This window comes from Pseudomonas baetica, assembly GCF_051216495.1.
Classification (GTDB): Bacteria; Pseudomonadota; Gammaproteobacteria; order Pseudomonadales; family Pseudomonadaceae; genus Aquipseudomonas; species Aquipseudomonas baetica_B.
In genome coordinates this window covers 49,631-62,133 of record NZ_JBPKAM010000018.1, presented here as the reverse complement: position 1 = coordinate 62,133, position 12,503 = coordinate 49,631, and the positions used below count along the sequence as shown (strand labels likewise).

10 protein-coding genes are annotated in these 12,503 nt (G+C 60.2%); all 10 read right to left on the bottom strand.

Annotation, left to right across the window (positions count from 1 at the left end):
• Nucleotides 1-76: 76 nt before the first annotated feature.
• The 10 genes from hbdH to ACSFE6_RS09485 all read right to left on the bottom strand — a co-directional run bounded on the left by hbdH (nt 77) and on the right by ACSFE6_RS09485 (nt 12,481).
• Nucleotides 77-850: a 3-hydroxybutyrate dehydrogenase gene (hbdH, locus tag ACSFE6_RS09530; protein ID WP_435427360.1), complete on the bottom strand. Its 774-nt coding sequence runs from the start codon at nt 848-850 to the stop codon at nt 77-79.
• 7 nt (nt 851-857) lie between these two features.
• A complete protein-coding gene (locus ACSFE6_RS09525) occupies nt 858-2,249 on the bottom strand; it encodes a GntP family permease (RefSeq protein ID WP_435427359.1) in 1,392 nt (463 codons plus the stop codon).
• Between the two features lie 276 nt (nt 2,250-2,525).
• Nucleotides 2,526-3,941, bottom strand: a complete 1,416-nt coding sequence (locus ACSFE6_RS09520) for a sigma-54 interaction domain-containing protein (protein WP_435427358.1) — start codon at nt 3,939-3,941, stop codon at nt 2,526-2,528.
• A gap of 194 nt (nt 3,942-4,135) precedes the next feature.
• Nucleotides 4,136-5,713 carry an ABC transporter ATP-binding protein gene (locus ACSFE6_RS09515; RefSeq protein ID WP_435427357.1) on the bottom strand — a complete coding sequence of 526 codons (1,578 nt, stop codon included), beginning with the start codon at nt 5,711-5,713 and terminating at the stop codon, nt 4,136-4,138.
• Between the two features lie 14 nt (nt 5,714-5,727).
• Nucleotides 5,728-6,750, bottom strand: a complete 1,023-nt coding sequence (locus tag ACSFE6_RS09510; RefSeq protein WP_435427356.1) for an ABC transporter permease — start codon at nt 6,748-6,750, stop codon at nt 5,728-5,730.
• Nucleotides 6,750-7,811 (bottom strand): microcin C ABC transporter permease YejB, encoded by a 1,062-nt coding sequence (locus ACSFE6_RS09505; RefSeq protein ID WP_435427355.1) that lies wholly within the window; start codon nt 7,809-7,811, stop codon nt 6,750-6,752. Before ACSFE6_RS09505 ends, ACSFE6_RS09510 begins: the two co-directional genes overlap by 1 nt.
• Nucleotides 7,811-9,679, bottom strand: a complete 1,869-nt coding sequence (locus ACSFE6_RS09500; RefSeq protein ID WP_435427354.1) for an extracellular solute-binding protein — start codon at nt 9,677-9,679, stop codon at nt 7,811-7,813. Before ACSFE6_RS09500 ends, ACSFE6_RS09505 begins: the two co-directional genes overlap by 1 nt.
• Nucleotides 9,680-9,814: 135 nt before the next feature.
• A complete protein-coding gene (locus tag ACSFE6_RS09495; protein WP_175388553.1) occupies nt 9,815-10,096 on the bottom strand; it encodes a peptidylprolyl isomerase in 282 nt (93 codons plus the stop codon).
• Nucleotides 10,097-10,233: 137 nt separating this feature from the next.
• Nucleotides 10,234-11,115, bottom strand: coding sequence for a lipase family alpha/beta hydrolase (locus ACSFE6_RS09490; RefSeq protein ID WP_435427353.1), 882 nt, complete (start codon nt 11,113-11,115; stop codon nt 10,234-10,236).
• Nucleotides 11,116-11,407: 292 nt separating this feature from the next.
• Nucleotides 11,408-12,481, bottom strand: a complete 1,074-nt coding sequence (locus ACSFE6_RS09485; protein WP_435427352.1) for a 3-deoxy-7-phosphoheptulonate synthase — start codon at nt 12,479-12,481, stop codon at nt 11,408-11,410.
• Nucleotides 12,482-12,503: the final 22 nt, after the last annotated feature.

The window sequence follows — 12,503 nt, the reverse complement described above, 5'->3', positions numbered from 1 at the left end:
CGCTCCCACATTGAAATGCGATCCCCTGTGGGAGCGAGCCTGCTCGCGAAGAACGATAACGCGGTCTAACGCCGGTTCACTGCGCCAACCACCCACCATCAATATTCCACGCCGCCCCTCGCACCTGGCTGCCGGCTTCACTGCACAGGAACAACACCAGCTCGCCCAGTTGCGGCGGGGTCACGAACTCCAGTGACGGTTGCTTCTCGGCGAGCAAATCATGCTGCGCCTGCTGAGGATCGATCCCCTTCGCGGCGCGGTCGTCGATCTGCTTCTGCACCAGCGGCGTCAACACCCAACCCGGGCAAATCGCGTTGCAGGTGACGTTGCTGGTGGCGGTTTCCAGGGCAACGACCTTGGTCAGTCCGATCACGCCGTGCTTGGCTGCCACATAAGCCGCCTTGCCGGTCGACCCCACCAGGCCATGCACCGAGGCAATGTTGATCACCCGGCCCCAGCCCTTGGCGCGCATGCCCGGCAGGCTCAGGCGGGTGCTGTGAAACACCGACGACAGGTTGATGGCGATGATCGAGTCCCAGCGCTCCACCGGGAACTCGTCTACCGGCGCCACGTGCTGGATGCCGGCGTTGTTGACCAGAATGTCGACGCCGCCGAATTCACGCTCGGCGTAGGCAATCATGTCAGCGATCTGTGCCGGGTCGCTGACGTCGGCCGGATGATGGCCAACCTTGCCACCGTACTGTTCGACTTCGGCGATCACCTTGGACGCATCGCCGAAACCATTGAGGATCAGATAGGCGCCGGCCTTGGCCAGGCTGAGGGCGATGCCGAGGCCAATGCCGCTGGTGGAACCGGTGACCAGTGCGGTCTTGCCTGAAAGAGTCGTCATGAATACCTCACACAATGCCAGTGGCGTAGAAAGTACCGATCACCACAAAAACCGCCAGGGTCTTGATCAGCGTAATACAGAAAATGTCTTTGTAAGCCTCACGGTGGGTAAGGCCAGTGACCGCCAACAGGGTAATCACCGCGCCGTTGTGCGGCAGGGTGTCCATGCCACCACTGGCCATCGAGGCGACGCGGTGCAGCACTTCCAGCGGGATGTTGGCGGCGTGGGCGGCGCTGATGAACTGCTCGGACATTGCCGCCAGGGCGATGCTCATGCCGCCGGAAGCAGAGCCGGTGATACCGGCCAGCAAGGTCACGGTAATCGCTTCGTTGACCAGCGGATTGGGAATGCTTTTCAGCCAGTCGGCCAGCACCAGGAAGCCTGGCAGGGACGCGATCACCGCGCCAAAACCGTATTCCGACGCGGTGTTCATTGCTGCCAGCAATGCACCGCTAACCGCACTTTTACTGCCTTCGGCCAGTTTGCGGCTGATCGCCTTGTAGCCGAATGCGAGCACCATAAGGATGCCCACCAGCAAGGCTGCCTGAACCGCCCAGATCGCTGTGAGTTTGGCGATATCGGTGGTGACCGGCGCGGCCATGCCCGGCAGCGCCAGGCTGTGGGTCTTGCCGTACCACTGCGGAATCCACTGGGTGAACAGCAAGTTCATGATGCCCACGGCCAACAATGGGGACAGGGCGATCCACGGGTTGGGCAGCTTGATGTCGGCGGCGGTTTCCGGCTCGTTGCGCAGGTCGGTGCCATAGCCTTCGCCAGTGCGTTGGGCCTTGTTGCGCTGACGCTGGAGAAACAGCATGCCGGCGCAAAACACGAATATCGTGCCGATCACACCCAGCCAGGGCGCCGCCCACGCCGTGGTGTTGAAGAAGGTGCTGGGGATGATGTTCTGGATCTGTGGGGTGCCGGGCAGGGCGTCCATGGTGAAGGAGAAGGCACCCAGGGCAATGGTCGCCGGAATCAAGCGCTTGGGGATATTGCTCTGACGGAACATCTCGGCGGCAAACGGATACACCGCGAACACCACCACGAACAGCGACACGCCGCCATAGGTGAGCAAAGCGCAGACCAGCACGATCACCAGCATCGCCTGACGGGTGCCGAGCAAGCGAATGGCCGCAGCGACGATGGAACGCGAGAAGCCCGATAACTCGATCAGCTTGCCGAACACTGCGCCAAGCAGGAATACCGGGAAGTACAGTTTGATGAAACCGACCATTTTTTCCATGAACACGCCGGTGAAAGCAGGCGCAACGGCAGAAGGGTCGGTAAGCAGGACAGCGCCGAGCGCGGCAATCGGGGCAAAAAGGATAACGCTATAGCCACGGTAAGCGGCCAGCATCAACAGCGCGAGGGCTGCCAAGGCAATGATCACACTCATGGTGTGTCTCCTGGGATTGTTATTTTTGTGGGGTGTAACTGTGTAGGAAGGGGCTATAGCGAGTATCGTGCCAGATGGGTAAGTTGTTGAAATATATAGATATATTTATCTTTGTTAGGGCGGGGTCAATGGTTGAGTCTCTGTTTTGAGATTTTCGTCGTCAGGACTGGCCTCTTCGCGAGCAGGCTCGCTCCCACAGTTGGGCAAAATTATCTGAACCTGTGGGAGCGAGCCTGCTCGCGAAGCTCTTTCCATGTTTGTGGATTTAGTGTCTCTTTATAGAGACTCCGCAATTCCCAGTGCCACCATCTTCTTGTACAACGTCGACCGCCCCAACCCCAGGCGCGCCGCCGCCTCGATCACCTTGCCCCCGCATTGCGCCAGGGCGGATTCGATCAATTGCCGGTCAAAGCGTTCCCGCGCCGCGCTGAACGTCTCGTGTTCCACCGGCTCCACGATCAACGGAGTCACCCGCTCAACGGCAGTAAAAGTCCCGATCGCGCCACGGATATCCGCGACTGAAAGCTGCAGATCATCGCTGAGCAATGCGGCCCGCTCCAGGACGTTGCGCAGTTCGCGAATATTCCCCGGCCAGGCGTGCTGGCCCAGCAACGCCAGCGCTTCGCTGTTCAGCTCGTGCTGGCTGCGCAGCTCTTCCAGGATGGCTTCGCTGAGGGCGGGCAGGTCGTCGAGGCGGTCACGCAACGGTGGTACGTGGATCGGCAGGACGTTGAGGCGGTAATACAGGTCGGCGCGAAACTCGCCGCGCTTGATCGCGGCTTCCAGATCGGTAGAGGTCGCGGCGATCACCCGCACATCGCTTTGGATCACGTCGTTGGAACCGACCGGCTCGAATTCCTTTTCCTGCAGCACCCGCAGCAACTTGCTTTGCAACGGCAGCGGCATATCGCCGATTTCATCGAGGAACAGCGTGCCACCCTGGGCGATTTGCAATTTGCCGGCGCGGCCCTTGCGATCGGCACCGGTAAAGGCACCGGGAGCAGTACCGAAGAATTCGGCTTCGAGCAATGATTCGGGGATCGCCGCACTGTTGATGCTGACAAAGGCCTTGTGCGCACGCGGTGACGCGTTATGGATCGCCTGAGCCAGCAGTTCCTTGCCGGTGCCGGTTTCCCCCAGCAGCAACACCGGCGAGTCCGTGCTGGCACTGCGCCGAGCGCGTCGCTTGACTTCCAGGCTGGCGGCGCTGGTGCCTATGAAGTGGGCGAAGTTGTACTTGGTCTGCCGTGCCCGCAGCAGCGAACGCGTGGATGCAAGCTCTTCTTGCATACTCATGTAGCGCTTGAGCATCGGTGACAGGCTGCGCAATTCATCAAACAGGGCAAAGCCGATGGCTCCAATCACAAGGCCAGCGTCGTCATGGATCGGCAGGCGCATGACCACCAGCGGTTCCTTGGAGGTGTCCTGCATGTCCAGCAAAATCGGTCGGCCGGTGCGCACCACTTCACGCAACAGGCTGCCGGGGATCACGCTTTCACAGGCCTTGCCGATGGCACTTTCGGCCGACTCCAGGCCAAACCGCCGGGCATAACGCTCGTTCATCCAGACGATATTGGCATCGCGGTCGACGATGACCGTGCCTTCACTCGACTGCTCGATGATTTCGAACAACGAACGGATTGCCAGCAGGCGAACTCGCTGGTAGTCCTTGAGGCTTTCGGTGGTGTTCATCGGTGCTGATCCTGATTGTGTATTGCCAGCGCCGGCCTCTTCGCGAGCAGGCTCGCTCCCCCCCAAAAAAAAACCTTTCCCCACTTAGGAAAAGCCCCCCCCCAAACCACCCAACCCTCCCCCAACCCCCCCCCCCCCCCCCCCCCCCCCCCCCCCCCCCCCCCCCCCCCCCAAGGCCGCGACGCGGTCCCGAATTATGCCTGCCCCAAATGCGCCGCCGCCAACAGCTCCTTGGTGTACGGATGCTGCGGTGAATCAAACACATCATGGCTGGCACCGCTTTCCACCACCTTGCCGTCCTTGATCACGATCATGTCATGGGCCAGCGCGCGAACCACCGACAGGTCATGACTGATGAACAAATAGGTCAGGCCATGTTTTTCCTGGAGCTGACGGAGCAGGGCGACCACCTGCTTTTGCACGGTACGGTCCAGCGCCGAGGTGGGCTCGTCCAGCAGGATCAGCGCCGGTTTCAATACCAACGCCCGGGCGATGGCGATGCGCTGGCGCTGGCCGCCGGAGAATTCATGGGGATAGCGGTGACGGCTTCGCGGGTCGAGACCGACTTCCTGCAGTGCGCGAATCACTTCGGCGTTGCACTCCTCGGTGCTCAACTGGCTGTGTACTTCCAGGCCTTCGCAGATGATCTGCTCCACGGACATCCGCGGGCTGAGACTACCGAAGGGGTCCTGGAACACCACCTGCATCTGCTTGCGCCAGGGCCGCAGCTGCTTCTGGGTCAGTCCGTCCAGCGCTTCGCCCTGGAAACGAATACCGCCCTCGGAATCAAGCAGGCGCAGGATTGCCTGGCCGAGCGTGGACTTGCCCGAACCGGACTCACCGACAATCCCCAGGGTTTTTCCGCGCTGAACCTTAAGGCTGATGCCGTCCACGGCTTTCAAGTAGGTCTTGCGCTGAAACAATCCGCCACCGACGGCAAACTGCACCCGCAGATCGTCCACTTCGAGTACGTTTTCCCGTTCCTCGCGAGGCAGTGCTTCGCCCTCCGGTTCGGCATTGAGCAGCAGGCAGCTATACGGGTGTTTCGGTTCGGTAAAAATGGTTTCGCAGCCTGCCTGCTCGACGATTTCCCCAGCCTTCATCACACAAACGCGTTGGGCGATGCTGCGCACCAGGTTGAGGTCGTGGCTGATCAGCAGGAGTGACATGCCGAGCCGCTGCTGCAGCGATTTGAGCAGCAGCAGGATCTTGCGTTGCACGGTGACATCCAGTGCGGTGGTGGGTTCGTCGGCGATCAGCAATTCCGGTTCGCAGGCCAGGGCCATGGCGATCATCACCCGCTGGCGTTGGCCACCGGACAATTGATGGGGGTAGGCCTTGAGTCGTTCCTTGGGTTTCTGAATGCCCACCAAGTGCAGCAATTCAAGAATACGCGCCTGAGCCGCTTTGCCGGCCATGCCTTTGTGCACCAGCAAGGTTTCGCCGATCTGCTTTTCGATGCTGTGCAATGGATTCAGGGAGGTCATCGGCTCCTGGAAAATCATGGCGATTCGGTTGCCGCGCAACTGACGCAAACGCTTGACGTCGGCGCCGACAATCTCCTGGCCGCGATAACGGATACTGCCGGTGGTTTCGGTCCCGCCTTCGGGCAGCAGTTGCAGGATCGAGTGGGCGGTCACCGACTTGCCCGAGCCCGATTCGCCCACCAATGCCAGGCACTCGCCGGGGCGGATGTCCAGGCACAGATTGCGCACCACGGTCTGGCCGCTGAAGGCCACGCTGAGGTCACGGATTTCGATCAGGTTACTCATGTCAGCCGTCCGCATCAGGAGCGAGGGTCAAAGGCGTCACGCAAGGCTTCGCCGATGAACACCAGTAAGGAAAGAATCAGCGCCAAGGCGAAAAACGCCGTCAGCCCAAGCCACGGTGCTTGCAGGTTCTGCTTGCCCTGGCCGATCAGTTCGCCCAGGGATGCGCTGCCAGCGGGCATGCCGAACCCGAGGAAGTCCAGTGCCGTCAGGGTCGAGATTGCTCCGGTCAGAATGAACGGCAGGTAGCTCAAGGTCGCGTTCATGGCGTTGGGCAGGATGTGTCGAACGATGACTTTACGATCGGTCAGGCCCAGTGCCCTGGCGGCTTTTACGTATTCCAGATTGCGTCCGCGCAGGAATTCGGCGCGCACTACGTCTACCAGCGCGAGCCATGAGAACAGCGCCATGATCCCCAGCAGCCACCAGAAATTCGGCTCGACAAACCCCGACAGGATGATCAGCAAATACAGCACGGGCAGCCCCGACCAGACCTCCTGCAGGCGCTGCCCTAGCAAGTCGACCCAGCCGCCGTAATAGCCTTGCAGGGCCCCGGCGGCAATGCCGATCAACGCACTGACGAAGGTCAGCATCAGGGCAAACAGAATCGATACTCGCGCGCCGAAGATCACACGGGCCAACACGTCTCGCGCCTGATCGTCGGTGCCCAGCCAGTTCACGCTCGATGGCGGGCTCGGTGCCGGTTTGTTCAGGTCGTAGTTGGGCGTGTCATCGCTGAAGGGGATCGGTGGAAACAGTAGCCAGCCGCCGTCCTTTTTGATCAGGTGCTGCACATAGTCGCTGCGGTAATCGGCCTGGAAAGGTAGCTGACCGCCAAACTCCTGTTCGGTGTAGCGTTTTAAAGCGGGGAAGTACCACTGACCTTGATAGCTGACCATCAGCGGCTTGTCGTTGGCGATCAGTTCGCCACCCAGGGTGAGCAGGAACAGACCGACAAACAACCACAGCGACCACCAGCCGCGACGGTTCTTCTTGAAGCGTTCAAAACGACGACGGCCCAACGGCGAAAGCTTGAGCATCAGGCATTCCTCGCGGCGAAGTCGATACGTGGGTCGACCAGGGTGTAGCACAGGTCACCGACCAGTTTTATCAGCAGGCCGAACAGGGTGAAGATAAACAGAGAGCCAAACACCACCGGATAATCCCTGGAAACCGCAGCCTCATAGCTCATGCGGCCCAGGCCATCGAGGGAAAAGATCACTTCGATCAGCAAGGAACCGGCAAAAAATACGCTGATAAAGGCCTGGGGAATCCCCGACACCACCAGCAACATCGCATTGCGGAACACATGGCCATACAGCACCCGGCGCTCGCTCAGGCCCTTGGCGCGGGCGGTGACCACGTACTGGCGGGTGATTTCATTGAGGAACGAGTTCTTGGTCAGGATGGTCAGGGTCGCGAAACCGCCGATCACCAGCGCCGTCACCGGCAACACCAGGTGCCAGAAGTAATCGGCGATTTTGCCCAGGGTCGACAGCGACTCGAAGTTATCGGAGACCAGCCCGCGGACGGGAAACCAGTTCAGCGACGTGCCGCCGGCGAACACCACGATCAGGAACATCGCGAAGAGAAACGCCGGCATCGCGTAACCGATGATGATCGCAGTGCTGCTCCAGATATCGAAATGACTGCCGTGGTGCACCGCCTTGCGGATGCCCAGCGGGATCGACACCAGATAGGTGATCAGCGTCGCCCACAGCCCGAGGGAAATGGTAACCGGCATTTTTTGCAGGATCAGATCGGTGACGGTGGCGCCCCGGAAGAAGCTCTTGCCGAAGTCCAGGCGCGCGTAACTGGTGAGCATCAGCCACAGTCGTTCATGGGCCGGTTTGTCGAAACCGTATTGTTTTTCGATGTCCTTGATCAGTTGTGGGTCGAGGCCGCGACTGGCCCGGGAGGTGCCGCTCATGGATTCGCCAGACCCGCCGCCGACACTGGCGCCACCGATGCCTTGCAGATGGGCGATGGCCTGCTCCACCGGGCCGCCGGGGGCCGCCTGGACGATGACGAAATTGACCAGAAGAATGATCACCAGCGTTGGAACGATCAGCAGCAAGCGCCGCAGTATATAAGCCCACATCAATGCGGCCCTCCGGGTCTTGCGCGGCGGATGCGCTCGGCGGTCATTTCCTGATTGGTCAAGGGCGTGGTGCTCACTTCCCACCAGCTCTCGATGGCTTCGTCATTGCTGGCCTGCACGGTCGGGATGCCGAAGCGGTTCCACCATACGGTGGACGTTCCCGGCGGGTAATAGTTGGGAATCCAGTAGTAGTTCCATTGCAGTACCCGATCCAGCGCATGGGCGTAGCGCAACATGTCGGCCTTGGTGTTGGCGCGCACCAGCCCGTTGATCAGGGTGTCCACCGCTGGATTCTTGAGGACCATGTAGTTGTTGGCGCCTGGGTCGGTGGCCGAAGACGAGCCGAAATAGTTGAACAGCTCGCCCCCCGGAGAGGTGGTGACCGGGTAGCCGGTGACGATCATGTCGTAGTCGCGGCTCATCAGGCGGTTGACGTACTGCGATGCGTCGATGCGGCGGATGTTCAGGTCGATGCCGATCTGTTTCAGGGTCCGCTTATACGGCAGCAGCAAGCGATCCATGCCGTTCTGGCTGACCAGAAACGTGAAGCTCAACGGTTCGCCGTCGGCGTTGACCAGTTGATCGCCCTTGGGTTTCCAGCCGGCCTGTTCGAGCAGGTCCAGGGCTTGCAGCTGTTTATCGCGGATCACGCCGCTGCCATCGGTTTTCGGCGCCTCGAACACTTTGGTAAAGACTTCGTCGGGAATCTGCCCGCGCAACGGTTCGAGAATCGCCAGTTCGCCGGCATCCGGCAGTTGCCTTGCGGCGAGTTCGGTGTTGGAAAAGAAGCTCTGTTGGCGGATGTACATATTGCGCATCATCTGCCGGTTGCTCCATTCGAAGTCCCAGAGCATGACCAACGCCTGACGCACACGACGGTCCTGGAACATCGGCTTTTGCAGATTGAACACAAAGCCCTGGCTCGGCTGCGGGGCTTCGGTTGCCAGATGGGCTTTCTGCAGCCGGCCATCGCTTAAAGCCGGGCTTTCATAGCCGATGGAGTAGCCGGTGGCGGAAAACTCGCGGTTGTAGTCGTAGGCGCCGCCGCGCAAGACCTGTCGGGCAACGTCGGTGTCGCCGAAGTACTCGATGCTGAAATGGTCGAAATTATAGAGGCCACGGCTGACCGGGAGGTCCTTGCCCCACCAGTCGGCGTTGCGTTCAAAGGTAATGCTGCGCCCGGAATCGACCTTGGCCACTCTGTACGGCCCGCTGCCCAACGGCGCCTCGTAACCACCGCCACCGGCGAAATCACGGGTCTTCCACCAGTGCTCGGGAAATACCGGCAGGGTAGCTATATCCAGCGGTAAGGTACGGTTTTCGTTGTTCTTGAAGTCGAAGCGCACGGTCAGTGGCGACTCCACCTCGACGCCTTTGACGTCAGCGAACTGCGTGCGATAGCGCAGGCTGCCCTGGGTCATCAATAGATCGAAGGTGTAGCGCACGTCTTCGGCGGTGATGGGTTTGCCATCGGCAAAACGTGCCTTGGGGTTGAGGTAGAAGCGCAGGGACAGGCCGTCCTCGGAACGCTCCATCTGTTGCGCCACCAGGCCATACACGGTGTAAGGCTCGTCCAGCGAGCGCTGGGCCAGGGGCGAGTAGAGCAGGCCATCGATCTGCGTAACGCCGATGCCCTTGTCGATGTAGGGCGACACGTGGTCGAAGAGGCCGATTTCGATCGCCGAGCGACGCATGGTGCCCCCCTTGGGGGCCAGCGGATTGGCGTAGGCGAAGTGACTGAAGCCGGCAGGGTACTTGGCCGGTTCTCCGTATACGGTCAACGCATGTTGCGGTGCAGCGTTCACACCGGCGGCGCTCAACAGCAGGGCCACGGCAGTGAATAACACAGTAGGGAAAGCCAGTCGCATTGTCAGCCTTAGAGCCGGGTGGTCGTTAACGACAATTTGTACGCTAGCGGCGCGTCCCTCGCCAGCCGTATTACGCATCTGAAACACAGCGGCCCACCAAAAGGCGGGCCGTTGTGGGTGAAAACCGGGCTTCGATCAGTCCTGACGGCTGGTCACTTCCAGCAGGTGGTAGCCGAACTGGGTCTTGACCGGGCCTTGCACGACGTTGATCGGTGCACTGAAAACCACGGTGTCGAATTCCTTGACCATTTGGCCAGGACCGAAGGAACCCAGGTCACCGCCCTGGCGGCTGGAAGGGCAGGTGGAGTTGGCTTTGGCGATCTCGGCAAAGTCTGCGCCAGCCTCGATTTGGGCCTTGAGTTCGTTGCACTTGGCTTCGCTGGCAACGAGGATGTGGCGGGCAGTGGCTCTAGCCATGGGGAAATACTCCTTTCAATGTTCGGTAAAGTGTCGAGCCTAAGCGATTTCTCCTGCAGGAGCGAGCTTGCTCGCGAAAAATGCCTGGGCAGCGCGGGCATTCAGACAAGACGCATTGACGTTGACATTCATCCCGATCAAAGGCCGGCTCTTTTCAGGCGCTCGGCATGCTGCACATATAGGTCAATCGGGTCGACGTTTTTTCCGATCGTGACACCGGCCTGGCGAATGGTGCCGAGATGGTCCAATGGATAGTCGGAGCGGATGACGGTGCCCAGATGGGAGCTGTAACGACCGACCATGCCATCGTTCTGCCCGGCTTCAGTGATGAAATATCGGGAAAAGGCCCGCAGGAATCCGTGCACTGGATCAATGGGATTGTAACCACCCTTCAGCAGGTTTTCCGGCAAGGTGCCACTCCAAGAGTAATATCGGACACCGTTGACCCGCTCGCAACCTTTGCCCCCCCAGGTTTTGGGTAGACCTTGCGGATACTTGTCGTTGAATGCAGCGACACCCTCTGTAGTCAGCGCGCTCAATGCGGCGATGGCGTTGCTTGGCATGCCGCGGTTGCCACTGATCAATGCCAGAAAGTCTGCGAACAGGGTCGCCACTGTCTCGGCGATCTGCTCAGGCAAGCTGCCAGGCGTAAGCGCCTTGCGCAGGAAGTCGGCCAGTTCCGAACCATGGTTTGGTCCACTGACGGACGTCACTGAGGCAACCGACTGTGGAGCTATTGCGGCTGCATAACGAGCGGCCAATGCGCCCTGGCTATGACCGATCAGGTTGACTTTGCTGGCACTTGTGCCTTCCAGTACCCGTTCGATTTGCGCCAACAGTTGATTGCCTCGAGTTTCATTGCTGTGAGTGGCCGACAGGTGTGGCACGAATACCCGCGCACCGGCACTTCTGAGGGCCTGTTTAATGTCGTGGAAGAGCTCGAAGGTGCCGATCCGGTCAAATCCGAAGAGCCCGTGAACCAGCAGGATGGGATAGTGAGTATCTGCATTCCGTTGCATGTGTTTGTCCTTTTTCAGCGGTCGGGGAGGTGCCTTGCGCCTCACTCTAAAGCAGTCGGACGTTGGTGCGATGTATGAAAAAGCCGCGGTCATTCGATGAAAATGGAATAGCGGGATGCTGAAAAGGCAGGGGTGTGCATCCAAATTTGAACGTGTCCCACTGTAGGAGCGAAGCTTGCTCGCGATGGAGGTCGAGACGACGCGCTCATTCAGACAGCGCGCATTGTCGTTAACGACCATCGCGAGCAAGCTCGCTCCTACAGAAAAACACGTTTACCACGATGTACCGCAATCAATCATGGGTTTTACGAAGCCTCTTCGCCGCCTGGCGCAACAGCGCTTCCGTCCCGCTCCAACCCAGGCAACCATCTGTGACCGATACGCCGTACTTCAGCGACGGGCTCAGCGGCTGGCAACCCTCGAACAAGTGACTTTCGATCATCATGCCGATGAGCGAGCGGTCCCCCTGCAGGCGTTGTTCAAGCACATCATTGAACACGGCCGGCTGGCGCAGCGGATCTTTGCCGCTGTTGGCGTGGCTGCAGTCGACCATGATCCGTGCCGGGATCTTCAGGCGGGTCAAGTCACTGTGTACCTTGGCTACGCTGGCGCGGTCGTAGTTCGGCCCGTTATGACCGCCGCGCAATACCAGATGGGTATCGGCATTGCCCGGGGTCTGGATGATCGCCGGGTGGCCCTGGCTATCCACGCCGAAGTGGCGATGGGGATGGGCGGCAGAGCGCATGGCATCACTGGCAACTGCGATACCACCGTCGGTGCCATTCTTGAAACCGACCGGCATGCTCAGCCCGCTGGCCATTTCACGATGGATTTGCGACTCGGTGGTGCGTGCACCGATGGCGACCCAACTGAGCAGGTCCTCAAAGTAACCGGCGGCCATGGGTTGCAGCAGTTCGGTCGCGACCGGCAAGCCCAGCTTGATCATTTCGCGCATCAATTCACGGGAAAGCGTCAGGCCGCCCGCCATGTCGTCGCTGCCATCGAGGTGCGGATCGTAGGCCAGGCCTTTCCAGCCGATCGTGGTACGTGGTTTTTCGACATAGGCACGCATGACGAGCAGCATTTCATCACTGACCTCGTCAGCCAGGCGGGCCAGGTTGTTGGCGTATTCGAGCGCGGATTGCGGATCGTGAATCGAGCAGGGGCCGACAATGACCAGCAGGCGGGAATCTTCACCGTTGAGGATTGCTCGAACCGCCTGGCGGTGAGCGGTGACTTGCTGGGTCAATGCGTTGCTGAGGGGCAATTGCTGTTTGAGCTGCAACGAGCTGGGCAGACGCAGGGTCAGCGCTTCATTGGCAGGGCTCAGGGTGGACAGGGGCAGAGCAGAGACGGACGAGTTCATATTCAGGCTTCCTGGGCTGGCG

What these genes read in the sequence shown, in the direction of transcription:
- hbdH (WP_435427360.1), bottom strand. Translation starts at nt 850, where the DNA reads ATGACGACTCTTTCAGGCAAGACCGCACTGGTCACCGGTTCCACCAGC.
- ACSFE6_RS09525 (WP_435427359.1), bottom strand. Translation starts at nt 2,249, where the DNA reads ATGAGTGTGATCATTGCCTTGGCAGCCCTCGCGCTGTTGATGCTGGCC.
- ACSFE6_RS09520 (WP_435427358.1), bottom strand. Translation starts at nt 3,941, where the DNA reads ATGAACACCACCGAAAGCCTCAAGGACTACCAGCGAGTTCGCCTGCTG.
- ACSFE6_RS09515 (WP_435427357.1), bottom strand. Translation starts at nt 5,713, where the DNA reads ATGAGTAACCTGATCGAAATCCGTGACCTCAGCGTGGCCTTCAGCGGC.
- ACSFE6_RS09510 (WP_435427356.1), bottom strand. Translation starts at nt 6,750, where the DNA reads ATGCTCAAGCTTTCGCCGTTGGGCCGTCGTCGTTTTGAACGCTTCAAG.
- ACSFE6_RS09505 (WP_435427355.1), bottom strand. Translation starts at nt 7,811, where the DNA reads ATGTGGGCTTATATACTGCGGCGCTTGCTGCTGATCGTTCCAACGCTG.
- ACSFE6_RS09500 (WP_435427354.1), bottom strand. Translation starts at nt 9,679, where the DNA reads ATGCGACTGGCTTTCCCTACTGTGTTATTCACTGCCGTGGCCCTGCTG.
- ACSFE6_RS09495 (WP_175388553.1), bottom strand. Translation starts at nt 10,096, where the DNA reads ATGGCTAGAGCCACTGCCCGCCACATCCTCGTTGCCAGCGAAGCCAAG.
- ACSFE6_RS09490 (WP_435427353.1), bottom strand. Translation starts at nt 11,115, where the DNA reads ATGCAACGGAATGCAGATACTCACTATCCCATCCTGCTGGTTCACGGG.
- ACSFE6_RS09485 (WP_435427352.1), bottom strand. Translation starts at nt 12,481, where the DNA reads ATGAACTCGTCCGTCTCTGCTCTGCCCCTGTCCACCCTGAGCCCTGCC.